Below are 25,176 nucleotides of genomic sequence, written 5' to 3'. Positions count from 1 at the left end.
CAGGAAAGGCATCAAGCTTTTCAGCGGATGGTGGAGTCCCCACCCCTCACTGCCAATACGCAGAAATGCGTACTGTTGAGAGAAAGCCTCGGTGAGAGCGGGATTGCATAACACACCCGTATGACGCAGATCGGCAAAACCACCGCACGTGGACGGCCGGGAAGAGAGGCGGGTCAGTTCTTCATGAGCAGGTGAGCCAGAGTTGCAGCCCAGGTGCGGGGCATAAAACGCACGGTCCGGGCCATAAAGGCGTTCACTCCGCCGATCACAATGGACGGACGCTGAGCGAAGAGCGCTTTGAGAGCCAACTCAGCTGCCGTGCGGCTTGGCATGACCGTCATCCGCTGATACAGGGTTTGGCGTTGACCGGCAACTTGGAAGAATTCCGTAGAGGTGACTCCCGGGCAGGCCACTGTGCAGCTTACGCCCGTACCCCGTAGTTCGTAATTGAGGGCCACGCCGAACGATAAGACGTAACCTTTGGCCGCTCCATACGCGGCGTAAGTCGGCACAGGCTGGTACGCCGCCGTGGAAGCAATGAGCAAGATGCGACCCCAGCGGCGCTCGACCATGCCCGGCGTGAATAGTCGGGTCAGGTGGCTGAGCGCTACAACGTCAAGCTGTAACATCTGGTTCACACGCTCCCAATCGGATCCAACAAAGTTGCCAAACAAGCCGAATCCTGCATTATTTATCAGCAGGTCAATCCGCCTGCCCTCCGCCTCAAGTTCCTGGTACAGGCGTTCCCGAGCGGGCGCTTCGGCGAGATCAGCCGGCGTGACGCGAACCTGGCTTCCATGATTTTGGCGCACTTCTTTGGCTACCCGTTCCAGTGCATCCGCCCGGCGTGCCACCAAGATCAGGTCCGCGCCGCGCCGTGCGAGTTCACGCGCGTAATCGATCCCCATGCCGCTCGACGCACCGGTAATCAGTGCCGTGCGCCCCTTGAGTCCATCATTCATCATAACCTTCTCTATCCGGACTGCCTCCGGGCCGTTGGCAGCAATATTCTGCGTAGGCTGCCTCCGCACGGTTGACCAATGAAGTCGACTTCTGCCGCTTGGCCGTACGGATGGCTTCGGAGAACGCAGCTTCGATTTGGACCTCGTCAGCGCGCGTTGCCGCCAGGAATACCCCGCGGAGCCTGTGCAGTTCGGCACACCACCAACGCTCTTCCGACATTTCGGTCACGGCTTGTGCTTCCTTGATTGCTTCGAGGGCTTGGGGGGTACGATCCGCCAAATGCAAAGCCTCAGCCTTTACGGCTAGTGCATATGACTTGTTCAGCATCGTGCCGGTCGCCAGGAGGTCCTGCATTGCCTGCTCAATGCAGGCGAGGCCGTCTCCAATGCGGCCGGAAGCAACCCGCGCCCAGCCGCGGAGCACCTGCCCTCCAGTTAACCAGATCGCGAAACTTTGATGCGTGGACAATTCAATCAAATCCGAGGCCACACCTTCCACCGCAGCAGGGTTATGCTCAAACTGGCCGAGGCACCCGGCATGAAACAACGCCGCAGCCAGCGCATGCGTATCCTTCAGCGACTTCGCTAACGAGATCGCTTCCGCCATAGTCGTTTGGCACGCGGCCATCTCGCCGAGGTGCCAGTCGGATAGCGCCTCAAGGCACAGGCAGTTAACCGCGGGTAAGTCGACTTCTTCGACCGGGGACGAGATGCCTCCCCGGGACCAGAGCTCGATGCCGCGCCGCGCGTGGTTTCGCGCGAACTCAAAGTCGCCCATGTAGTAAAGTGTAGCGGCCAGGGATTGATAGGCCCCTATCATGAAGACGGGGTCATTCAGCTCCTGCGCGAGCGCGTGAACGCGACGGGCGATCTGCATCGTTGCGGTCAGCTTGTCCGTCATGAGAGAATAACGCCACTGACCGATCAATGCCGAGAACGAAGTCAGGGGACGGTTAAGAACATGGGACAACGCCTCTGCGCGCTCGTAGCAAATGCGTGACTCCGGTGCTCCCAATCCTCGCGTAGCCGATAGATAGAGTGCCGCCTGGATAAAGATAAAGAGCTGGTCTTCGGCCGTGAGGCTTTGCCCTTCGACGCCCGTTTGCCTGAGTGCTCCCCAGCGGCCGTTTTCAAAAAAATGGGCCAAGGCCGAGACCAGCGCCCCGCGGACCCCAAGGGCTTTGGCAGCGAAGGAGGCATTGCCTCGCTGGATGCGGGGAAGGTACACCTCGTGCAGCGCGTCGCGGAGTAAACCGGCCCGGCAGGCGAAAATGACGGCCAAAAAGAGGGGCTCCATATCCCTGAAACTGTCGGGCCGCGGCGGCGCCAGCGCGCGGTAATATTCGTAGAGTCGCCGGTTGGCTTCCTGCCAGGCCGGGGTCTGTTCGCTACGCAACTGCTCGCCAAAGTATTCGCGAACGAGCGGGTGAGCGTCTGACTGCCCCGGCTGCTGCGGATCCTCCTCCGCCAGGAGCCTCGCCCTCCTTAACCGAGCCAGGACCGATCGCCACTCAGTCGGGCTCAAACCGCTCAGCGGCTCGGTTAGGCCTCGGATCGCGGGTGGATTCAGCAAGGCACGAAGCGCCTTTTCATCAGCCGGTCTATCAAACAGGCCCAGCAAGCGCAGCACCGATAACTCTGCGCCCTCGCCAAACCAGCTTTGGTACGAGATCATTACCCGTCGCGCGTGGACGCCTTGGCGCACGTCGTCCGCCAGACGGCGTGACACCCCTTCACGGTGCCGAATATCCCCGTCATAAGCATCGGCCAGGTAGCTGCCTAAAAGAGTCAGCGCAAGGCTATGGCCGCCGAACTCCTCGCTTGCGTTGCACAGCTCCTCTTCCGACCCCTTAACGCCCAGGGCCCGCAGCAACTGCGCCCCCGCTTTCGCTGAGAGGTGGTCGAGGTCCCGGTGAACGGCGGAGCCGCCCTCGTGCTCGGCGAAGTCGGTCACCGGCAGCCGCGTGGTGATCACGCAAAGGCCTCGGTTGAAGGAAGCCAACTCGCGCAGCAGCGCCTGAAGCGAGGGCTCGCGTAGCCGTCCTTCCTGCGGCCCCGGCGGATTCTGCAGCGGCTCGAGGCCGTCCAACACCAGTAAGGTGCGGCGGTAGGCGATGAGCCGCGCCAGCCGTTCGCCCTTTTCCCACGCCGTGCCGACCCGTGGGTCCGGATCGCCAAACCAAGCTAATGCCGCATCCAGGAATTCATCAGCCGACAAAACGTCCCCGCGGGTGCCCTGCCGGTAGAACGACCAGCCGAACACGAGCTCAGCAGACCGGTAACGTTTGATCGCCATCCGCCGGAGCCAATGGTTGACGAGCGTGGACTTGCCCACCCCCGCCCAGGCCACGATGGTTACGGCGTTGGTCTGCGGGTTGGCCCATGCATCATCGAGAAACGTGAGCTCCTCCTCTCGGCCAAAGAGATTGCCTCCGGTCACGGGCAGTCTGGCCACGGAAATTTTCTTCGGTCCCGGTCGGGTTGGCGGCTTACGGCTTACCCTGGAAGAGGCAGCAGGCAGCTTTTTGGGTGAGCCCTGACCCGTAAGGGTGCGCTGCGGATTAATCGCGGCGGTGACCATCGGTATCATTTTGAGAAGCTGGGTCGGGCTTTGGAACCGCCGCGCCGGATCTTTCTCCAAAAGCTTCTGAACCAATGCTACGGCAGGTTGGGGCTGTCCCTTGAGTTGTTCGAGTGGCAAGGGTGCGTGCAGGTGTTGGCCCATCACCTCCGCCCGGGAGCCGCGGAAAGGCGCTTGGCCGCTCAGCATCTCCCAAAGCGTAACGCCCAGCGAGTAGAGGTCCGACCGGACGTCCACGTACCCTCCCGCAAATTGCTCGGGGCTGGCAAAGGCAGGCGTGCCGACGAAGCCTCCTTGGGTGAGGTTCGTCTCATCGGCTGCCGGCGCTTTGGCCAAGCCGAAATCGATGACTTTCACCGTCAGCTCCGGCCCATTTACCAGCATCAGGTTGGAGGGCTTTAAGTCTCGGTGCACCACCCCCTGACGTTCAGCGGCCACCAGGGCGCGGGCCACCTGCGCCACAACTTTCAAGGCCGTCGCTGTCTCGAGCAGCCCGGTGCGGCGCACGCGCGCTTCAACGCTTTCGCCTTCGACCAGCTCCATGGTGTAGAAGCATTGGCCATCGCTTTGGCGCACCCCGTAATAAAAGACTGCGGCTACGTTCGGGTGCCGCAGCCGCGCGGCGGCGCGAGCTTCCCGCAAGAAGCGCTCCCGAGCTTGCGGGCGGGACGCGATGCGGGCATCAAGCACCTTCAAGGCCACCGCGTGGCCCAGGACGGTGTCGCGGGCGCGGTAAGTGATGCCCATAGCGCCTCGGCCCAGTTCGTCGAAAGTACCGTTGCCGCGTCGCAGCAACTCGTAGTGGTCAAACCGGCCCTCGCCTTTAAGCATGGAGCCGGCCTCCGCGCCGAGCTCCTCTCCAGGCTCGGCATCAAGGGCGTGCCGAATCAGGCACACGGGGCAGCCTGGTGCGGCATCGCGCCCTGGGTAAGGCGTGCCACATGCCGGGCAACGTTGCGGCCTTTCCTCCGTGATGAATGAGTTGGGTGCCATGCGATGCCTTCAGATCTGCTCTATGCTGTTTAAGCTATACTCGCATCGGCCCTTCGTCGACTGGCTGGGTCCGTGAAAGGCGTGTAGTGTCGCCCCTGCTGCTCGAAGGCATGGATGGTATTGCGCACCGTTTGGGAGGTGCGGTCCAGGGCGGCACCGAGTGCGCGCCCCGCGGCTCCCCTCTTGCTCCGGCGTCGTGAATGCCATGGACGATGTTAAGTGTCTAACGCTTCACCCTGCTCGTGTGAACGGGACTGTGCCAGCGGCGATAATCTCGTGGCGTTTTACGTATCTTTGTTGGAATATCCTGTTAGTCCAGGAATTCAAGTCGCTCCTTCATGAATAAACACATCAAGTGGCTCAGCCGCGTTGTCTTCGTTGGCGTCCTGATCAACATTTTGGGGATGGCGCTGCCGTTCGTTTTCGCGCCGCAGTGGTATCTCGATTGGTTTGGATTGCCCGGCGGCGGGGGTTCGGTGGTCTGGATGCGTCAAGCGGGCCTTCTCCTGTTCTTCATCTCGATCTTGTATATCCCGGGAGGCAACGATCCGCAGCGCTACCGGTGGAACGCGATATTTGGGGTGCTGGTCCGAATGGCGATCGGCCTTTATTGGTTATGGCTGGTCTTCATCGAGGGGCGAACCCGCGCATTCCTGACGTTCGGAATCCTCGACTGCACCTATGCGGTCTTTAACGGGATTCTGCTTTGGCTGGCGCTCAAGGACGAGGCTCCGAGGTCTTTGGAATGAGGAGAGCGGTAGCGACTGTTGTAGCGCCGGGGTATGGAATATGGAAACAACTCACAACTCAGTGTGCCAGCCGCACGGAGTGGTTGATGGGCCATACCGTCGTTTCAACTTGCCTGGCGCGCGGGTAGTGACGAACGAAGTCGGGGAGGCGCAATCAAAGCGACAATGGCGAAAATCCAATTCCCGAGGATACCGAACGAGGCGGCTCGGCGGAACCGAACCGCCGACCTGTTCATTTATCCGGTCACTTGGTTTTCAGGTATTCAAGCAGGGCACGCTTATCGGCGGCGCTGAGATTAGTCCCGTAAAGGTGTCCCGCGTTAGAATTGCCTGGCAATGTGGTGTCGTAAAGAAACAAGGCGCGTCCATCCTGCTCCGCGACCGATGAGACGAAACCGAGATGATCTGTATCGTAGACGTCATTGCCACGGTAGAACTTTGCCGGACGATTTGCGGGCACCTCTAAAAGATCGTTCAAAGTCGGGATAGACCCGTTGTGGAGAAAAGGCCCCCGCGCCCATGCTCCGTCGAGCGGCCGGTTGGCATACCCGTCTGTTGTGCGGAAGTGTCTGAACTGCCATGGGTAGTCCTCACCCAACGTGTTCATGCGTTTGGCCATCTGCTCGTCGAAAGCATCCACCCGGTGAGGATCAGTCCCCAACTCTTTGACCGGGGTCACGGCGCCGAAAAGGCTCTCGCCGGGTTCGTGGCACCGCGCGCATTGCTGTCGATAAATCGGTTCGCCAGCGCTGACCAGCTTTTGATCTGTACCGAATGGGTAGTCCGGCTTCGGAAGCGGCATCAGCCAGTCACGGATCCGATTTATCCGGGTCAGATCCACGGTCTTGGGATTTGCCCCGGCGCCTAAAGCCGCGCTGATGTTGCGTTCATCGATGGAATTGTTGTTCCCGTCCCAATGCATCCACAGATTCCGTTTGATATCCTGGTCCCAGATCGCAGGGAAGTCGACGGTGCCGATCGTATGATCGTTCGCCATGTCCACATGAAAAAACAAGACCTTGTAGGGGTTGAAGGTATCTACGCGTCCGGGACCCATTTCCGGCCGGCTCGCCATGTAGCTGAGTGCCTTGGCCTGCTCCAGCAACGCTTGCTTTGTCTGGTCGATTGCGGATGGGTAAAACAGCTTTTCCAGGGACCCGAGCCCTTCATGTTCCTCGAGCGCCTTCATCAGGTCGTCTCGGTTGAATTTGGGATCCTGCGCGCACGCAAACAGGAAGTTAAAGTATTTACCCAGATCGAGCTGTTGGGCCGGCATCGCCGTGTAAATTTTTCGCGGCGCTCCCGGGCGTTCGCGAACCTCCCCGGTGTGGCAGGAGGCGCAGTTAAGCCCTACCGTATCGATAAACCCCTTCCTTACCGAAATGCCGATCGGCGTGGATTTTCCCTCTTCCTGAATAAACCCTAACGCTTCGTACCCGTTCGCCGGTGCAGGGAGGTGGTCCTTGAAGACCGCCGGGAGAATTTTCCACAGCTTGTAAGGAATACCCTTCGCATCGCTCCCGATTGAACCGTACTTGAACTCCTCGTTGAACTCCCGGCTCCCGGGGTCGGTAGAATAATCCACGGGCACGCCATTGATCTCACGCTGAACCCAAAAGTAGCCGATTACGACAACGACCAGCACGATGACACCCGCTATAATCAGTTTTCTCATGGTCAAGGCAGCTTCATCACTGAATTTAACCGGCTCAGTTCAAAATCGACCCGTGCACCCGGCGCCGAGCCTGAAAGCCGGCATCGCTCGATTTTCATTAGGTTGCAGGAACGCTGGCAGATTTTCCGCCGGTTACCGCGCGGCCGGTTCAAACACGGACATCACGGACTGCAGCAAGTCGTCGTAATTCGCATACCGGTCTTCGTTGTAGCATCCCAACGGATCTTCGATGTCATGGACCAGGCATTTGTTGCAGTACGTGCACGGATTTTTGGGAAAATCCGCACCGCTCTGAAAGATTTTGGGCAGATCGTTGTTTGCGATGAGCGGCCGGGCCATTGAAACTGCGTCACAGTAGCCATCCTGAATTGCTCTCCGGATGTACGACGCCTGCTGAAATCCCCCGGTGCAGATGACCGGCGGTGGATTCATCCCGAGCGCCCTGGCCTGGTTGGCCAGGGCCTGCCTGATCCGCTGCGCATCACCGAGGCTCACGCCCTGGTAGGCGTCGAGCAGTCGCTGCATGCCGGCAGGCGTCAAGCCGCGCGTGATCAAGGGCTGCTTCACCTTGGGAACGTTGAGCCGGTGGCCTTTGACCCCTTTCTGCACCCGCAACCAAAGGGTTCGAAACAGCCAGGCGCCCAATGCATGGCGGAACAGGATGAAGTTGCGGAACGTATGCGTGCCGCTGGAGATAACCGTTTCGTACGTCCGTGCCAGCACTTCGGTCGGAAAATCGCCCGGAGGATTCAGCGGATGCGGGAAGCTGCTTCCCGTCGACACATGAAACGCGACCGGACCCTTCACTTTACTCCAGACCGCCTCGTCCTCGCCGGCGGCCCGGGCCCATTCGACGGGGTGATGCGCCCAGCGACAGATCTGAATTGATTCCGACAGGCCGTTGCCCGGTTTTTCCCAGGGAAGAACGGCGTTGTTCCGTTCGACGGCGCTGATCTTGATCTGAAAATGGAAATCGTCTCCAACCTGCCGACGGACTTCCCTGATCACTTCCATGAGGAACCTGGCCCGGTTCGGCAGCGAACCGCCGTATTTGTCATGCCGATCGTTGACTCCTGAACTGAGAAACTGGGTGAATAGGTAACCGTTTGCGCTGTGGGTCTCAACCCCGTCCGCCCCGGCAGCCTGGACCCGGTGCGCCGCCTTACCGAAGAGCTCAACGGTTTCCTGAACCTCTTCCAGGGTCATGGCCTGGCAGGGAAATCCATGGAGCGGCTCGTACTGGCTCGTCGAGCTCAGGGCTTTGTTATGGACATTTTCAACCCCACCGTTATCGCGTTGGCGGCCGGAATGGCTTATTTGAATGATGAAGCGGCAATCGTGCTGATGCACCCGCTCCACGACGGCCCTCCAGAAATCGATCCGGTCATCGGTATCAATTGTGGCGTAGTTCGGTAGGATTCGTCCCCGGATGCTGACAGGCACGAAGGAGGTGATGATCGAGCCGACGCCGCCGCGGGCGAATTTCTCTTCCCAGTTGATCCGGGCCTCCGTACCCGACCCGTCGTAGTTGTCGAAGCGACCGGAAATGCTGGAACGAAAAATCCGGTTCTTCGTTTCAAAGTTTTTCCCGATTTTTAACGGTTCGAAAATGATATCTCCGGCCATAAACTCAATCGCGGTTTAACTTACGTGGTATGCAGATGAGGATGGTGGGGGGGTGTTGCCTTTGCATGCGGGAGGTACATTGCCGCGGAGCCTCGAGCGCGCGCCGGTTCGGCCGCCCCTTGTTAGTAGAGGGGAATACGCTCAAGCTTGATTCGAAATTCATTGAAGGTGTGGGGAAGCGGTTTGGCGGGACGCAGGGCCGGGCGGCGCAGCCTGTACCGGCCGCCGCGAAGGAATTCAATCAGAACGGCCGTTCCGACGAACAGCACCAGGTTCTTTCCGGCACAGGCCTGGCGCCCATTGCTCAAGTGATTAAAATAGTAATTTTCTTCGCTCTCCAGCCAGAGATCCGGTGAAAAACGGTTGGCGAAGTAGTGCCTCTCGGAATCGCGATGAAGGAAGGTGTTCAGGATGATCACCTGGGTGTTTGCCGGAACCGGACGTCCGCCCAACTGGTCGTCCGATACCGTGAGGCGACCGAGCATCGGCGTGGTCGGCCAGAGACGCATGGCCTCCTGCAGGCAGCCCCGAAGGTACTTCAGCGAGACAACCTCGGCTGCGGAACTGAAAGGCTTTCCGGCGAGTTGCAGCCGGATGCGCTCTTCGACCTTAGGGTGGGCGACGATCGTTGCCAGCGTCCGAAGCGCATTTGTGGCCAGCGTTTCCATCGCGGCAAACATCCAGTGCGGCACCTGGTTTTCCTGGCGCGTCAGCGGACCGGACGGCGCGTGCGGGCAGAGCGCGCTTAGGCTGCCCGGCGCCGGCTCAGCCAGGTGCGCCCGGATCCGCTCGTAAAACGGGTCGAAGTCCTTCGACTTCTTCAACAGAAAAACCCGGTTGCTTTCCTGCATCATCCTTTCCAGCCGATCGGTCAGTTCCGATTCCTCGCGCGCCGACGTACCGAAAATCAGCTGCAGCGTGATGCGTTTGAAAAGCTGGTCGAAATCCTTCCAGCCAAGGTAGCCAGCTGTGTCTTCCAGCAGAGCGTTGACTTCGGACCGGATAATCTCGAGGAACAGATCGCCGTGCTCGTGCACGGCGCGGTCGGAATTCAGGACTGCCTCATTGAAACGCCGGCGATCCTTCCATTCTTCCCCTCTTGAAATGGTCAAAGCGTTCGGCTGAAAGTGCGACATGCCCCGGCGCTTCAGGTCCGGGTCAGCGTAGATGAACGGTGAATTGTCCAGGACATGTTTGATGCCGTCATAGTCAAATACGCATAGGGCCTTGTTCTGAAGCAGGTAAAGGTAGATGAAGTCGCTTCCGTATTTGGCGCGAAGGCGCTGGCAGAGCCGGACCACCAGAGCATCCGTGTGCAAGGCATTGAAGCACCAGCTCCAGAAATGGCTTTTCGTAAAAATACCCCGCAGGAAATACGGAACGGTGTGGAGCAGATTGAACGCCACGTTATCTAACAGAGAGGCATTGGGAATTGGTTGCATGGGTGACGTCCTCCTGCCGGGATCGCACGTTTCGCGCGTGTTGAATTTGAGGTGAGCGCCGCCGGTGGGCGCAGGCATCACGGCGCGCCGGGTTACAGGCTACGCAACGACGCGCCAGGGTGCAAAGGCGTTATTGACTTCCCGCAACGCCGGGCGCAGCTCGGGGTAATGCCGCAACAGGACACTTTTCATGTCATTGTTGTCAATCCACTCTATGCCCTCCGGCGTATAAATTTCGGGACGGAAATCGTCGGTAAAGAAGCGATCAGACTCGAGCCGCCGCGATGCCATCAGGATGAAAATACGAAAGGCCGTATCGCTGAATCCGAACCCCTCCGGCAGATCCTCGGCGAACATGCCCACCATCAGATCCACCCGGTTCACGTCACCGTAAACCTCTTTCAGCTCCTGCGCCCAGGTCCGGTTCGAGGTGATTTCCTCGAACGTTGTCACTGGCGGCTTGTGCAGCAGCCGGCGAAATTCGTTGTAGCGCGGCACGCCGCGTTCACGGTCCCGCATAATGTCCACCGCAGCCAGATCAAGGTAGACCGGCTTGCCCTGCGCGTCCTTGATCAGCTTATTTTGCTTATCATCCCTCATTTCGAGTTCCCGAAGGAATCGCGGGTAGTTATGCAGGGTAATGGCCCCGGGATGTGAAATCCCGAACGAGTAGAAGATGTCTCCCATCGTCGTGCCGTCATCCAGCAGGCTCGCCGCGTTCTCGAAAGCGACGTTGCGAAACTCCAGATCCTTGAGGTGTCTGCCGTCCGAGACGTGGTAGAATCTCAGCTGGTCGGGGATGAGCGCGTGCAGGCGGTACACCGACACAAACTCCTCGGTGAGCGCGAACGGGACCCCATGCAGTTCGGTGGCCGACCCCGGAATGCCGCTGATAAGCACGCTGTTGCTGATTCTGCCGACCAGCTTGCGAAGTCCTTCGCCTGCCAGTCCCCACCAATTGGCGTTCATCGCGATCTTCAACGTGGGATGCGCAAGAATGGCAGGCGTCCACTCGACCGTATGAATCTTCGCCATCAGCGTGGCGTTGATCAATCGGGCGGTGTCGAAAAGCTGATCTTCGTTCCAGTACGGGTACTGCCGGCGTAAATGGTCGAAGATGGCGTTGTGTTCTCTGGCAAAAAGGGTGTGCAAGAGCGCCAGTCCCACCCACCAGTTATCGCTGAAACCTGTTCGGAGCTCGCCGGTGGTTGGATCAAGCGGCAACAGGTGTGACTTTTCATCGACTTCTAACTTGCCGGGATCTTGCGTGTTCTTAAGCTTGTCGGTTTCTTCCTCGCTGTTGCCGTAGATTTGCGAGGCGTCCCACCAGTGGGACTCGCGATTGCGGTAAGTCGGCGGCAGTTCGGACTCTTCGGGTTTGCGCGTCGGATCAGGGGGCGTCCGCGGTATGCGCATCGGCGAGCCTCCCTTCCACTGATCATTACCGTCGACTGGAATTTCGAAGTCATTCGACGACGGTTTTCCGCGCTCATGGGAAAACCAGTCGTGCGTCTGGAATTGAATCCAGGCCGCGGCCAACAGGTTCAATGATTCTGCCGGCCGGAAACTTTCGCGCGCCAGCAGGCGCTGGCTGACCACGCGCGGGCTTGGCGACATGATCGCCGGCGCGGCCTCGGGATACGTGAATTGCCGCGGAACGTTTCGGCCAAACCGCTGGCAAGCGGCACCCATCTCGGGATGTTGCAAATTGTTACAGGTCCCTTCAGAGCGGCGTGCGTACACCGACCGCGGATCACAGGTCACCCGTGCGTCCGACGCACCCGGCGCAGAAGTATCGTACAGATTCTCGTGTTGCAGAACCTCGCGAAACGAGATGAGGTTTAATGCGCCCAACCACGGCGGTAGTTTGTGCCAGGGGCAGGATCGATTAATGACCGCGAATAGTGGTTCCAGCAGGCGCGATATGGCCGACCGCTGCCCTGCTTTTCCGGACTGACCCGCAAGGCGCCGACAAATCGAAGTGGCCACGACTGCTCCCGCAAACAAGACGCCCGGGATCACGATCCAACTGCTTCCTCTTCTTCTTTTATTGTTGCATGTCATTTTGTCGGTTCCTGTTGACCAAGCCGTCGCTCCGTTCCGATCAAGCTCCAGAATGGCAGGCACGCCCGTTTTGCGCAAACCGGTATTTCTCCGTGCAAACGCGCAGGGCGATCTCTAACTTCGAAGCGGAGGTATACCGGATGCCCCACACCTTGAGAATACGTAGATATGCGTATTGCATCCCCGGTTTGGCGGGAGACGGGTAAAAACCGGGGGCAAGCGGGTGTCGAAACCATTCCCCTACCCCCAAAAACCTGGTATACATCCGCCCATGAGCACGCCGATAACGCAATGGGTAACCCGGTGGCGGTCCCCGAACGGTGGCGTCTTCACGATCGCAGCGGTGATGGTCGCCCTGGTTCTCTCCGGGTGTGCAACGCGTCCCCCCGCACGCTATGGTGGCCCTGGTTTGAGGAGCATCCTCCGCGATGACGCTAACCACAAACTCGCGGTGCTCGAATTCGGTGAATTCGGCTCGTACACTGATCCTACCCTCGACGAGGTGTCGAACGCCATTAACTTGGTCAAGCGCACCGAGCGACCCCTCCTGGTGATCTATATTCACGGCTGGCATAATGACGTGACCTCAGCCGACGTCGGTCGATTCGACGGCTTCCTGACCCGGTTGGCCAAAACGCGCCAAGTGATTCATAATCGTCTCAACGTGGTCGGCATCTACTTCGGATGGCCGGGGGAAAGCCTTCGCGTCCCGATTATCAATACCTTCACTTTCTGGGGTCGTAAGCGCACCGCCGAGCGTATCGCCAGCAATGGCGACTGCCTGGACGCCATCCTTCAACTTTCCCGCGCGGCCCGGTTGCGTCCTCAAAGCTATACCGTCTTGATCGGTCACTCTTTCGGAGGGCTGATCGTTGAGCGGACCGTCGCGCATACGGTGCGCACGCTCCAGGGCCAAAACGTCAAGCCGCCGTGGGACCTGGCGCTGATTCTCAACCCTGCCTCGGACGCGGTGCTGGCCCGGCAACTGGTCGCGAGCCTGGACTCACTCTACTGGTACGATGCGCACTCGCGCAAATATGTACCCAGGGACGGCCGAGGCACCCCTCTGAACGAAAACCAGCCTACGGTTGTCGAACTGCAGGCGGACAATGATCGGGCAACCGGGCTTACGTTTCCCCTGGGCAGTAAGCTGGGCAGTATGATTGGCGGCCATTGGGCGTGGGACCAAGTGCCGATTCCCGGCCGGAACGCGGACGGAACCCCACGAGCCGTCATCTCTGAGCGTCAGTTCTCCCTGACGACGCCCGGGAATAACCGCTACTTGGTAAATTACGCCATCACCCCTATTGACGCCCCAAAACCCGGGGAGGGCCGTGACGCGTTCGATTATGATTTACTCCATAATCCCAAGGATCGCGTGTTTTATACGAGTGCCCCACGAGATTCGGAAGCCGGCGCTCAGGCCATGAGGCGAGGAGGTCCCGAGTCGGCCGTCCCGGCTGCTGACTGGAGGTCCTGGCAGATCAGGTACGCCGGGGATGTTAATCCCGATCGTTACGGCGGGAACGTCCGGGTTCCGTTTTGGATCGTGCGGGTGCCCTCCCATATCATCAATGACCACGGCGGCATCTGGAGCGATAACAACATGGCCCTGATGGCGACAATTTTTCGTCTCCATCGCCCGCTCGTGATGACGCCGGTGACCGTATCCGGCCATAGAGTGCTGAAGGAAACCGTTCCGTCGGCTGCCAAGCCGTACGTGCTGCCGGCTCGTCCCAACCTTGGAAGGCAGCGCACGCCTTGACGGGACCGTTTGCCTCGGAGTTGGAACGCGGGCGTGGCTGACGTCCTGCACAGCCTACACCTCTTCTCAGGATGGTTGAGCGCCTTTGCCCCGGAGGGGCGGCCGGAACGTAGACCGGTCCTCAGGGCCGGCCGCCTCCACGTAGATGGGCTTCCACAGGACGATCACGTCAACCATCAGGCCCAGGGCCTCGAGTCCAGACTGCCGGCCCTCTCCGGATAGCGCGGACGCAGTCCGGCTTGATGATTCACCATTCCCCGCCCGGAGAACGCCGCGGCAAATGGCAGGTTAAGACGTCAGACGGGGTGAAAACCGGATGCTTCCTCCCTTTTCGGCTACGGTATTCAGCGTAAGTCGCTTCGGCACGATTCATCAGCGGGATCGACCTTTGCCGTTTTGCGATCTGCACGGCATTGCAGAACGAAGCCGTAATCCGGGCCTCGTCTGCACCCAGGGTGGCAAGAAAAAGCCCGCGAAGCCGATGCAATTCAGCGCACCACCAGCGCTCCTCAAACGCATCGACCGCTACGTCGGCCTCCTCTATTGCCTCGAGCGCTCCGGCGCTATGACCGGCGAGGTGCAACGCTTCCGCCTTTAATGTTAGCAGGTAGGGCATGGTCAGCTTCACACCGGTTGCCCGGTAGGCCCGTATGCCCTCCTCGATCCAGGCGATGCCTTCCGCGATGTCACCGGAAGCGCTGCGCGCCCAACCACGTAGAATCATCCCTCCAGCCGGCCAGAATCCAAGACGGTTATGTGCGGTCAGTTCCATCAAATCCGATGCAAAGCGCTCCACTTCAGCCGGATCGCGCTCAAGATGGCCCAGAGCCGCGGCGAAATAGAGGCCTGCGGCGAGCGCGGTCGTGTTCTTCAATTCTCTCGCCAGGTCGATCGCTTGGGCCATGGTTGCCCGGCAAGAAGCGGTCTCTCCAAAGCACCAGTCGCAGAGGGCCTTATACACCATACTGACAACCGCGGGTGAGTGAAGCTCCTCGACCGGAGAGGCCACGGCTCCGGAGCGCCAGATCTGGATGGCATGCATCGCATGTTCTCGTGCGGCCTCAAAGTCGCCCATGTAGTAAAATGTGCCGGCCAAGGCGCGTTGGGCTCCAAGCATTAACACAGGGTCATTCTGCTTCTGCGCGAGGGCGTAAACGCGTTTGGCGATCTGCATCGTCTCCGTCAGCTTGTCGGTGATAAGCGAAGATAGCCACTGACCCAGCAGCGCGGAATTGAGCTGCATGGGACGATGGAGCGAATGACACAAGGACTCCGCGCGCTCGTAGCAGATGCGTGCCTCCGGTGCTTGCAACCCGCGTGTGGCCGTCAGAAGGAGGCCTGCCTGCATGAGGATGAAAAGTTCGTCTTCTGCGGTTAGGCTTTGCCCTTCGACGCCCGTCGCCACCGGTGAACCCCAATGGCCCTGTTCAAAAAATTGGGCTAAAACCGAGAGCGATGCGCCCCTGGCTCCGAGGACATTTGCCGCGAAGGCGGTGGCTCCCCGTTGGATCCGCGGCAGGTAGATCTGGTGCAGGGCGTCGCGCATCAACCCGGCCTGGCAACCGCAGGTGACGGCCAGGAACAATGGCTCCATATCCCGGAAAGTGTCCGGCAGTGGCGGCGCCAGCGTCTGATAGTGGAGATAGAGCCGCCGATTGCCTTCCCGCCAGGCCTCGATGTGCTGGGTCCGCAGCTGGTCACCAAAGTACTCACGAACCAGGGGATGGGTGTCCAGGTGCCCGGGCCGGTGCGGGTCTTCCTCAGCCAGCAACCGTGCCCTTCTTAACTTGGCCAGGATCGTTCGCCACTCGGTCGGACTCAGGTCGCTCAAGCCTTCGGTCAGTCCCGGCATGGCCGGCGGTTTCTGCACGGCCTCGAGCGCTTTTGCGTCTGCGGGCCGGTCGAACAGGCCGAGCAGACGCAGCACCGACAGCTCCGCACCCTCGCCGAACCAGCCTTGATAGGAGGCCATCACCTTCCGGGCATGGGCGCCCTGGCGCACATCGTGCGCCAGGCGGTTGGAGACCTCGTCGCGGCAACGAATCTCTCCATTATAAGCGTCGGTCAGGTAGCTGCCCAGAAGGGTGAGCGCCAGGCAATGGCCGCGGAATTCGTCACTGGCCTGTCGCAGCTCGGCCTCTGGCCCTTTGACGCCCACCGCCCGCAGCAGCTGCGCCCCGGCCTCGTCGGAAAGGTAGTCCAGGTTACGGCGTAAAGCGGAGATGCCCTCGTGATCGGCGATATCAGCAACCGGCAGCCGCGTGGTAATCACGCACAGGCCCCGGTTGAACGCAGCAAGGTCGCGCAGAAGCGCCTGGAGCGCGGGATCACGCAGGCGCCCTTCCTGCGAACCGGGCGGATTCTGGAGCGGTTCGAGACCGTCCAGCACCAGTAAAGTGCGGCGTTGCGCAATCAGGCCGGCGAGGCGTTCACCTTTTTCCCACGCGGAGCCGAGCCGGGGGTCGCGGTCACCAAACCACGCCAGGGCCGCGTCCACAAATTCATCCGCAGACGAAGCGTCTCCGCTGGTCCCCTGGCGGTAAAAGGACCAGCCGAAGACAACTTCGGCAGAACGGTAGCGTTCGGCCGCCATTCGCCGGAGCCAATGGTTAACCAGCGTGGATTTGCCGACGCCCGCCCAGGCCACGACCGTCACGGCATTTACATGAGGGTCCGCCCAGGCCGCCTCCAGGAACGCGAGATCTTCTTCGCGGCCAAACATCTCCCTTCCCGTAACCGGCAACCGGGCGATCGAAATCTTTTTTGGACCGCGCCGTGGCGGCGGCCGGCGGGTAACGGCTGCGACGGCTGCGCGATCGGCCGAGGGCGCCCTGTGCAAATCGTGGCGCGCCAGGCTGCGCCCGGCTTCAATCGCGCCCGTGATCTTCGGCAATGCCTGCAGGAGGTCGTCCGGAGTCTGGAGCCGCCGCGCCGGGTCTTTCTCCAGGAGCGTTTGCAGCAAAAGACACACCGGCTGCGGGACGCCTTTGAGTTGGTCGAGGGGTAAGGGCGCGCGCAAATGCTGTTGCATCAAAGCCGCCCGGGATCCCTGGAACGGTGCCTCGCCGGTCAGCATCTCCCAAAGGGTAACGCCCAACGAATAAAGGTCCGCACGGACGTCTACGCCGCCGCTCGTGAATTGCTCCGGGCTGGCGAAGACAGGCGTCCCCACGAAACCCCCATGAGTCAGGTCGGACTCCTCAGCAGCGGCCACCGCTTTGGCCAAACCAAAATCGATAATCCTGACGCTAAACTCCGGCCCTTTGGCCAGCATCAGATTTGAGGGCTTCAGGTCGCGGTGTACCAGGCCCTGAGCATCGGCCGCGGCCAGCGCCCGCGTGACCTGGCGAGTGATTTCCAGGGCAACGGGCAGCGGTAACGGCCCTTCGCGGCGGAGGCGGGCCTGCAGCGTTTCGCCCTCGATAAGTTCCATGGCATAGAAACATTGGCCATCGCTCGGGCGTACCCCGTAGTAAAAGACGGAGGCGATGTTTGGGTGCCGCAGGCGCGCAGCGGCACGGGCTTCCCGGAGGAAACGGGCCTGGGCGGCAGGGTCGGCAGCGATGTGGGCATCCAGGACCTTCAGGGCGACGGCGTGGCCTAAAACGGTATCGAAGGCCCTGTAAGTGATGCCCATGGCGCCCCGGCCCAGTTCATCCAGGCTGCCGTCCTCGCGTCGCGCGAGTTCGTAATGGTCGAAACCGTCACCATCGTCCGGCGACAATCCATCCCCTGGTGCGTTGATCTTCGTTTCGGACTCGAGATCAAGGGTTCGCCGAAACAGGCACACGGGACAGCCGGTATCAGCGCTTCCCTCGGGATAAGGCGTACCGCAAGTCGGACAATCGCGCGGTCCTTCGCCCATAGTGATTTTAGCGGGTGCGTCGGATTGCATGGGATGCCTCCAGGTTTGCTTCGCTGCAAGTCGGCTACGCTGCAAACTTCTGCCTCTAGCGCAGCTCCGGGCCGCTTCTGCGGTACGACACTCTTGCGTAGCGCGCTTGAAGCGGCCGAAACGCAACGACTACCCAAGGACTTTCAATAAGGCTAACGAAAAGTAAAAGAAAGCAAAACGCACCAGCAACTTCGAAACTTTGGCGGCCGGATCGCTTTGTAATCCTTGATGCGACCCATCCACCACTCACAGAACGCCCGTTTCCTTGCCGCAGTTGCGCTCCTCTTAAGTGCAGCGTCCGTGAGCGTAAGGGATCCGATCGAAGCGCAAGCATCGGCGAGCCGCTCTTTCTACACCCAGTCATCTAGGTCTTACCTTGCGGTGGTGAAGGCCCATCGTGAGGCAGGCGACGCGGACGGGGTCTTTTCTGGTTGCGGGATCCGCAGTTGCTTCTCACAAAGCGAAGGCAACGGCGTTTCGGCTAAAGTCAGCAGGCCGGCCGACGACCGTCCGACGCCGGTGGCCATCATCGACGGCCATCCCCATAACCCCTCGACAATGCTGGTTTTGAGTTGAGGAAAGCCGGCGGCAGACGCCCCGCTCGTGCCTGGCAGCTGCGGCCGAGGGACGGCGTGGTTTTTAGCCCGTGCCCTTCCGGGTGGTTTTTGCGCCGGGAGGATGCGTGGGTGCCGGCGGCGAACAACGCCGTGAAGTCCGGCAGGCATCGGCATCGGAATCAGGTAAACCCATTAGGTAAGGTCAAGCGATTCCGATTCATATGGATAAGGTCAGTACGGCTTCCCAGCCGGGCGAGGTCAGACAGGATCGGCCGCTCCGTGGTAAGCCATTTCCGCACGACAAACTGCATCCCCGAATGTACGCGGCGGAACTGGTTGGCACTGCGTTGTTGGTGTTTGTGGGGCTCTCTCTCGTCATCGCGCTTTGGGGACATGGCGCGCCCCTGGCCGGGTTGCCGATCCAACCCGGCCCGCGCCGTTTTCTCAATGGACTCCTGTTCGGCAGCGTCGGTGCAGCCATTGCCTTTTCGAAGATCGGAAGAATGAGCGGCGCACACATCAACCCGGCCATGACCTTTGCTTTCTGGCTCGAAGGCAAAATCCAATGGCGGGATGCGGTCTGCTACGTGCTGGCGCAGTTGTTCGGCGGGGCGATTGGCGCGGCGGCACTCGTCGTTGTCTGGAAGGCCTCGGGGGCCAGCGCCAACTGGGGCGCCTCCCTGCCGGCGAACGGTGTACCGGAGTGGCTCCCCGTTGGCGGCGAGGCCGTCTGCACGTTCCTGCTGGTGTTCCTGATTTTTATCTGCGCGGCGCACAAGGCGACCCAGCCTTTCACGCCGTTGGTCAATCCCCCGCTCTTCGCCGTACTCACCTGGCTTGAGGCGCCCCTGTCCGGCGCCAGTGCCAACCCCGCACGATCTTTCGGGCCGGAACTGGCCGCCTGGCTGTGGCAGGGCTGGTGGGTATACTGGATCGGCCCTGGCCTGGGTGCCGCCTTTGCAGTCTTGTTTTTACGGTTAGGCGCGCTCGACGGCCATCGCCCGAATGAGGCGCGGTTATGCCATTTCGGCCATCACGGCGCGACCGGACCGAGCAGATGATTCCGCTTCAGGCCGGGCCCGGACCCAAGGAACCTGCCTCCTTGCCCGAGCAATGGCATCACCGGCCGGAACCCCGGGGGACACGGCGACGCCATTCAAACTCTGCCGTTAACTCGTTCCCGGACAGGTCGTGCGCAATGGCCTTGAACTCGAGTTCAGGCGTATTGGGAATGACGTCCCACGCCGGAAACACCCGGTACGGGGCCGTATCGGCCGTGCCAAGGAACTTGTAATCCGCTTCGCCTTTTGCCCGGACGCCAAATGCAACCGAGGCGATCTGGTCCGGAACGAATTCAGCTTTGATCTCCCAATGGTCTTCGAGGTCGCCGTTTCGAGTTGCTTCCAAATGCAATTCGCCGGGTTGTTTCGGCCCGGTGTCAATCGTTTCGGCGTTTCCTAACACCAGGACTGACCACGGCCCCAGTTCGATGTAAAGTTGGTTGTCGGGACGAGCGGCGAAGTTGGTTCCTGCCGGCGCACCGGCGTAAACGCGTTCCCAGCCTCCGGATGGAGAGGATGTTTTGATAACCGTTTTGTGCGTCTCCCCTGAGTTGTTGAAAGCTGCTACCACCTCCTTGCGCTGACCCCGGTCAATCCGGGAAACGGCGAAGATGCCCGGACGATCGTCCGCGCACCGCACGATCTGGATGCCGCTTTCCAAGGCCGGATGCTTTCGCCGGACGGAAATCATTTCCCGGATGGCGCGAAAGAGCGGGTGATCCTCGTTGAACGCCGGTGCGGCCCCGTCACCGCCCCCGATCCTCTTTTCTCCCGCAAAGTCCGGCACTTTTGACCCGAACATATCCTCTCGAGCGAGCGCATCACCCCCGCGGCCGGTAAATCCCTGCTCGTCACCGTAGTAAAGGCAGGGGATGCCCCGGGTAAAAAATAACAAGGCATGCGCCAGGACGTCGCGCGCCAGCAGTTCTTCGTCCGGCGCCGTCGAGAGATCGTTCACCAGAAAGTGACCGATTCGCCCGATGTCGTGGTTGCTGAGAAAGGTGACCAACCCGTACGCGTTTGCAGACGGCGTTGTGTAATAACCGTCTTTGGCGAAAAACTCGGCCAGCTTGCGGGGGGCGTCTATTCCACTCGCAAAGCCGGCCGCGGCCCGTTGAAATCCGAAATCCAGCACCGCGGGAATGCCGGCCCGATGCACGAACTCGGAAAGGACAGCCGGGTCGGGATTATAGACTTCACCGAAAATAAAAAAGTTTTTGCGACCGGCTTCTGCCGCGACGTCCTGCATGGCGGGAACAAACCGCTGCCAGAACTCGTCATTGACGTGTTTGACCGTGTCCAAACGGAATCCTGCAATCGCGAAATGCCTTACCCAGTCACTGTAAATATCGATCATTCCCTGGACGACGCGCGGTTGCTCGGTAAACAAATCATCCAGACCGGCAATATCGCCGTATTGGTCGCTCTCCCCGCTACCTGATGCGTCACCTCGATTATGGTAGACGGTCGGATCATTCAACCAATCGGGCTTCTTGATCGTACGGTCAGCCTCATCGTTGAAAGCCGGAGGGACCGGGAAACTGATGGAAGGATCGAGCTTCGGAAAATCGGGTTTGTTGATGTAACTGCGATCGTCGAACGGCTGTCCATTCGCATCCAGGTACGGTTTCGAAAATTTATATTGGTAGGCGTGAACTCCGTTTTTCGGCTGGATCACGTCTGCGGTATGGTTAACGACGATGTCGAGGATGATACCTATCCCGTGCGCCGCTGAATCTGAGATAAGCTGTCGAAGGAGCTGCTTTGATCCAAAGTGAGGATCAACATCCGTAAAATCCAGTATCCAATAGCCATGGTAGCCTGTCTTGAGCGGAACGCGGCCCTCAGCCTCCTGCACCGCTCGATTCCGGAAGATGGGGGTCATCCAGATCGAAGACACTCCCAGATGATTGAGGTAATTGAGTTTTGCATCGATCCCGCGAAGATCACCCCCATGGTAACAACGCGGATTTGCCGGGTCGAATCCGCTTTGAGCCGGCTCCCCTGAATCCGGCTGTGCCTGGTTCCGGGTCGGATCTGCATGGTTGAACCGGTCAGGCATGAGCAGGTATATGATTTCACCCTGGTGCGCCGACCGGATGCCAGGGTTGAAAAAATTGTTTTCGCCCCATGCGACCGAAGCCGCCAGGATGCACACGAGAGGCAAGAGGCTGAATCTCATGGGATTAGTCGCGGGTAGTACACATCCGTTGCCGCGGTGATGCAAACCTAAAGCGCTCGCACCCGCGGCTGAGCGCGCCGGCGAATGTGACCGAAAGCGAGATAACTTCCCGGCAGCTAACCGGCATTGAAAATCGCGGGTTTTACTCCGGGAATCCTGGCGGCGGCAGGCTGGGCGATCCGGGCTATGTTAGGATCTAACAGGATGCCGACAGCGACCCCGCCAGGGCGGATCCGGGCGATCACGGGGCCATTTTCACCTTCCCAACATCGGCGTTGTCAGGTATGCCCTCGTGGAAGTGAGCGGCCGGATCCCAATCGTTTATGGTATCAATCGGAATGAACGGTACCGCTGAACACTCGCCCCTCGCCGGAGATCCGCCCATGAAAACACGTTCTTTATTGCCATTCGCCGCGTCCATGGCCCTTCTTTCGTCGCTGGGTATCGTCTCTGCCGGTCTGCTGATCCCGGTGAAGACCCGATCGACCGCACTGGTCTTTTCCACTGGCGCAAACAATCACCTGACGCAGTACTACGTAGGGCCCGCATCCGCCGCCCCTGCGACGTACGATCCCGCGAACGACAACGATAACGTGGTATACCCGGGCGCGGGGAGCCTGTTCCATTCGCAGCCGGCCCTTCGGGCGACGCACTTCGATGGGAACACCTCCACTGACCTGGTATACGTGCAGCACGGGACGCAGGACCTGGGTTCGGGCGTGACCCTGACCACGATCAAACTCAGGGACAGCTATTACCCTTTCTTTGTTGAATTATTCATCAGAAGCTACGCTCCGGATGACGTCTTCGAGGAATGGGCGCAGGTGCACCATCAGGAACCCGCCGCCGTAACCCTCTACGAGGTGGCGTCTGCAGGGTTGGTGATGAATGCGGCAGCATATTCGTTGAGGCATTACGGCCGGGACCGGGGTGATCGCCTGATCGCATGGGATACGAAGCTGACGCCATTACTGGAATTCCTGGAATCAGCGGGCGGAGGCGCCGCACCACGAATCACGGAGCCGGTTTTTGTGGTTTCGTTAGGCACCGGAGGGCACCCGGGTGAAGGCGCGGCCTTGGCGGGCGCCCTCCTCACCACTGGGAACTTTGTTACTTCTTTCGAGTATGAGGAACCGGACAGCATCTTTCCCTACAGACCGGCCCCGGTGATCAGCCGGCTTCGAATTTTGGGAAATACCAACCCCCGTTCGATCCCGAGGACGTTTTTGCCGAACCGGACGCTTGTGACGTCGCCGATGGTTTTTGCCTACCACGACCGGGGCATCCAGACAGCGGTGGCCCGCTTGCGCGCCTGGGCCCGAGCGCAGGACCGGACGCATGAGGCGGGTGTTAAAGCGTTGCTGGATCTGCCGCCGGAAGGCTGATCCGCCCCCGAAACACAAGTTGGAGACGAGCGATGAAGTCCCGCCGGCCTGCATGGTTTTTGATCGCTGCGAGCGCGCTCACGCTTGCCGCCTCCGGAATGAACGCGTCCCCTGCTCAACTGCTGATCCCCATCCAAACCGATTCGACAACGCTGGTGTTCCAGGTCACGGGAGACAAGCATCTCAACTTGCTTTATCTCGGCCCGGCGGCAAGCGCTCCGAAGGATGGAGGCAGCATCCCCGGTGACGTCGTCTACCCGACCAACGCGGCTTCGGGCAATGCAAGTTGGTACGCCGGCCAGGATGAACCGGGTAAGGTGGCCGTTCGCGCGACGCACGCCGACGGGGATCCGGCTTGCGACCTGATTTACGTCAGGCACACGATCAGGCAGGTGGGCGCTGCCGTCACTGAAACCAGAATCGAGTTAAAAGACGTTCACCATCCTTTCTACGTCAATGTCTTCGTCAGAAGCAACCAGGGGGAGGACCTCTTTGAACAGTGGACGCAGATCCGTCACCAGGAGAACGCGCCCGTTACCCTCCGCGATTTTGCCTCTGCAGGGTTGACCTTTCACGCCGACGCTTACTGGCTGACCTTTTTTCCTGCCGCCTATCAGGATGAAATGCAGTTGACCGAGGCCCGGTTGCAGCCCGGCATCAAGAGCGTGGAATCCAAGCTTGGCATACGCAACGGCCAGTCGGCCGCGCCGGACTTCGCCCTGTCTCTGGGCCGCAGGGCCACCGAAGCCGAGGGCCGGGTCCTTCTCGGCACGCTTGCCTGGTCCGGCAGTTTCGCCAACACGTTCGAGGTTGATCGCACCAATCGTCTTCGGATCCTGTCGGGAATCAATTCGTACGCCTCCGAGTGGCACCTGACGCCGGGCGAGATCTTCGAGACGCCAAAATTTCTGTTTACCTTCAGCACGCAAGGCAAAGGCGAAGCGAGCCGGCGTTTTCACCGCTGGGCTCGTCTCCACGGTGTGCGGGATGGTAATAAACCGCAACTGACGTTGCTCAACAATTGGGAGGCCACCGAGTTTAACTTCGACCAGACACGGATCGAATCGCTTTTTCAGGGCGCCAAAGCTGCCGGCATGGAAATCTTTCTGCTGGATGATGGATGGTTCGGAAACGGAAAATACGCCCGGATTAACGATAAGGCCGGTCTTGGAGACTGGCAGCCGAACCCCGCCCGGTTTCCGCGCGGGTTAGGGCCTCTGGTGCAAAGCGCGCTCAGTCGAGGGCTGCAATTCGGGATCTGGATGGAGCCGGAGATGGTCAACCCGGCGAGTCAGCTTTACACGCGGCATCCCGAATGGGTGATCACGCAGCCGCACCGGCCTGCGAGCCTGTTCCGTAATCAAATGGTGCTGGACCTGACGCGCCCTGAAGTACAGCAATACGCGTTCAACGCGATCGACGGCGTGCTCAGCACCCCGGGGATCTCCTACCTGAAGTGGGATTGTAACCGGTCGATTGACAATCCCGGATCGGCTTACCTGCCGCCTTACCAACAATCGCATGTTAGGATTGCGTACGTGCGGGCCCTCTATCAAATCATGCGGCGTGTGGTCGAGAAACATCCGGGCGTAACCATGATGGCTTGCTCCGGGGGTGGTGGGCGGGTCGATTACGGGTCGCTGAGATTCTTTCAGCAGTTCTGGCCCAGTGACAACACCGATGCGCTCTGTCGGGTGAAGATACAGTGGGGGTACTCGCATTTTTATCCCGCCGCGGCGATCAGCGCCCACGTTACGCGCATGAACAGCCGGCCGTTCAAGTTTGCCTTCGATGTGGCGATGAGTGGCCGCCTCGGGATGGACGTGGATACCGGGACGCTCACGGCAGAAGAGTCGGTTATCACCCGGCAGGCGGTGGCTTTGTATAAATCCGAACTGCGGGACGTCGTGCAGTTCGGGGATCTTTACCGGCTGGAATCACCGTATGAAGGCAGCCGCGCGTCCCTGGATTACGTTACGCAGGACAAGGCCAAAGCCGTGGCGTTTGCCTGGCAGTTGGAAGACGATGTCGCGAGCGCCGGCAAACCCTTCAGGGTCACCGGGCTCAAGCCGGATTTTTCCTACGTGGTGAAGGAAGTGAACCTGAAACCCGGCGTTACCTCCCGCCTGCCGGCAAATGGCCAGGCGTTTACGGGTGCAGAGTTGATGCGCGAAGGGATCACGCTCGGGTTTGAAAAGCGGTTTGACAGCGCAACGATTGAATTCACCGCCGGGTGAGG

14 protein-coding genes are annotated in these 25,176 nt (G+C 60.1%); 6 read left to right on the top strand and 8 right to left on the bottom strand.

Annotation, left to right across the window (positions count from 1 at the left end; genetic code table 11):
• Window positions 1–173 precede the first annotated feature (173 nt).
• Complete coding sequence (locus JO015_04340; GenBank protein ID MBV9998326.1) at window positions 174–962, bottom strand: SDR family oxidoreductase; 789 nt, start codon at window positions 960–962, stop codon at window positions 174–176.
• Window positions 955–4,440, bottom strand: a complete 3,486-nt coding sequence (locus tag JO015_04335; GenBank protein ID MBV9998325.1) for a protein kinase — start codon at window positions 4,438–4,440, stop codon at window positions 955–957. Before JO015_04335 ends, JO015_04340 begins: the two co-directional genes overlap by 8 nt.
• Window positions 4,441–4,874: 434 nt before the next feature.
• On the opposite strand from JO015_04335, the gene JO015_04330 reads away from it, so the two are divergent.
• Complete coding sequence (locus tag JO015_04330; protein ID MBV9998324.1) at window positions 4,875–5,285, top strand: hypothetical protein; 411 nt, start codon at window positions 4,875–4,877, stop codon at window positions 5,283–5,285.
• A gap of 244 nt (window positions 5,286–5,529) precedes the next feature.
• On the opposite strand, the gene JO015_04325 is transcribed toward JO015_04330, so the two are convergent.
• The 4 genes from JO015_04325 to JO015_04310 form a co-directional block, all read right to left on the bottom strand.
• Window positions 5,530–6,960 (bottom strand): cytochrome c, encoded by a 1,431-nt coding sequence (locus tag JO015_04325; protein ID MBV9998323.1) that lies wholly within the window; start codon window positions 6,958–6,960, stop codon window positions 5,530–5,532.
• Between the two features lie 132 nt (window positions 6,961–7,092).
• Window positions 7,093–8,586, bottom strand: a complete 1,494-nt coding sequence (locus tag JO015_04320; protein ID MBV9998322.1) for an NADH:flavin oxidoreductase — start codon at window positions 8,584–8,586, stop codon at window positions 7,093–7,095.
• 122 nt (window positions 8,587–8,708) lie between these two features.
• On the bottom strand, window positions 8,709–10,028 hold the full coding sequence (locus tag JO015_04315) for a cytochrome P450 (protein MBV9998321.1): 1,320 nt from the start codon (window positions 10,026–10,028) through the stop codon (window positions 8,709–8,711).
• 99 nt (window positions 10,029–10,127) lie between these two features.
• Complete coding sequence (locus JO015_04310) at window positions 10,128–12,092, bottom strand: peroxidase (protein ID MBV9998320.1); 1,965 nt, start codon at window positions 12,090–12,092, stop codon at window positions 10,128–10,130.
• 271 nt (window positions 12,093–12,363) lie between these two features.
• On the opposite strand from JO015_04310, the gene JO015_04305 reads away from it, so the two are divergent.
• Complete coding sequence (locus tag JO015_04305; protein ID MBV9998319.1) at window positions 12,364–13,857, top strand: hypothetical protein; 1,494 nt, start codon at window positions 12,364–12,366, stop codon at window positions 13,855–13,857.
• Window positions 13,858–14,104: 247 nt separating this feature from the next.
• Here JO015_04305 and JO015_04300 read toward each other — a convergent pair whose 3' ends face one another.
• Window positions 14,105–17,752 (bottom strand): protein kinase, encoded by a 3,648-nt coding sequence (locus JO015_04300; protein ID MBV9998318.1) that lies wholly within the window; start codon window positions 17,750–17,752, stop codon window positions 14,105–14,107.
• Window positions 17,753–18,052: 300 nt separating this feature from the next.
• On the opposite strand from JO015_04300, the gene JO015_04295 reads away from it, so the two are divergent.
• Both JO015_04295 and JO015_04290 read left to right on the top strand, forming a co-directional pair.
• Complete coding sequence (locus JO015_04295; protein MBV9998317.1) at window positions 18,053–18,328, top strand: hypothetical protein; 276 nt, start codon at window positions 18,053–18,055, stop codon at window positions 18,326–18,328.
• Between the two features lie 202 nt (window positions 18,329–18,530).
• A complete protein-coding gene (locus JO015_04290; protein ID MBV9998316.1) occupies window positions 18,531–19,370 on the top strand; it encodes an aquaporin in 840 nt (279 codons plus the stop codon).
• Window positions 19,371–19,428: 58 nt separating this feature from the next.
• On the opposite strand, the gene JO015_04285 is transcribed toward JO015_04290, so the two are convergent.
• The gene (locus tag JO015_04285; protein ID MBV9998315.1) at window positions 19,429–21,552 is read right to left on the bottom strand and encodes an alpha-amylase; all 2,124 of its coding nucleotides are present in this window, start codon (window positions 21,550–21,552) and stop codon (window positions 19,429–19,431) included.
• A gap of 383 nt (window positions 21,553–21,935) precedes the next feature.
• Here JO015_04285 and JO015_04280 point away from each other — a divergent pair, with 383 nt between their 5' ends.
• The gene (locus JO015_04280; protein ID MBV9998314.1) at window positions 21,936–22,937 is read left to right on the top strand and encodes a hypothetical protein; all 1,002 of its coding nucleotides are present in this window, start codon (window positions 21,936–21,938) and stop codon (window positions 22,935–22,937) included.
• Between the two features lie 32 nt (window positions 22,938–22,969).
• Complete coding sequence (locus tag JO015_04275) at window positions 22,970–25,174, top strand: alpha-galactosidase (protein MBV9998313.1); 2,205 nt, start codon at window positions 22,970–22,972, stop codon at window positions 25,172–25,174.
• Window positions 25,175–25,176: the final 2 nt, after the last annotated feature.

Source organism: Verrucomicrobiota bacterium (assembly GCA_019247695.1).
Taxonomy (GTDB): domain Bacteria; phylum Verrucomicrobiota; class Verrucomicrobiia; order Chthoniobacterales; family JAFAMB01; genus JAFBAP01.
Note: the sequence above shows the minus strand (reverse complement) of the source record. Positions and strands in the feature narration are given on the sequence as shown.

Bases quoted from the DNA above. Each gene is read 5' to 3' on its own strand.
- JO015_04325 (MBV9998323.1), bottom strand. From the start codon at position 6,960: ATGAGAAAACTGATTATAGCGGGTGTCATCGTGCTGGTCGTTGTCGTA.
- JO015_04340 (MBV9998326.1), bottom strand. From the start codon at position 962: ATGAATGATGGACTCAAGGGGCGCACGGCACTGATTACCGGTGCGTCG.
- JO015_04310 (MBV9998320.1), bottom strand. From the start codon at position 12,092: ATGACATGCAACAATAAAAGAAGAAGAGGAAGCAGTTGGATCGTGATC.
- JO015_04320 (MBV9998322.1), bottom strand. From the start codon at position 8,586: ATGGCCGGAGATATCATTTTCGAACCGTTAAAAATCGGGAAAAACTTT.
- JO015_04330 (MBV9998324.1), top strand. From the start codon at position 4,875: ATGAATAAACACATCAAGTGGCTCAGCCGCGTTGTCTTCGTTGGCGTC.
- JO015_04300 (MBV9998318.1), bottom strand. From the start codon at position 17,752: ATGCAATCCGACGCACCCGCTAAAATCACTATGGGCGAAGGACCGCGC.
- JO015_04315 (MBV9998321.1), bottom strand. From the start codon at position 10,028: ATGCAACCAATTCCCAATGCCTCTCTGTTAGATAACGTGGCGTTCAAT.
- JO015_04290 (MBV9998316.1), top strand. From the start codon at position 18,531: ATGGATAAGGTCAGTACGGCTTCCCAGCCGGGCGAGGTCAGACAGGAT.
- JO015_04285 (MBV9998315.1), bottom strand. From the start codon at position 21,552: ATGAGATTCAGCCTCTTGCCTCTCGTGTGCATCCTGGCGGCTTCGGTC.
- JO015_04305 (MBV9998319.1), top strand. From the start codon at position 12,364: ATGAGCACGCCGATAACGCAATGGGTAACCCGGTGGCGGTCCCCGAAC.
- JO015_04275 (MBV9998313.1), top strand. From the start codon at position 22,970: ATGAAGTCCCGCCGGCCTGCATGGTTTTTGATCGCTGCGAGCGCGCTC.
- JO015_04280 (MBV9998314.1), top strand. From the start codon at position 21,936: ATGAAAACACGTTCTTTATTGCCATTCGCCGCGTCCATGGCCCTTCTT.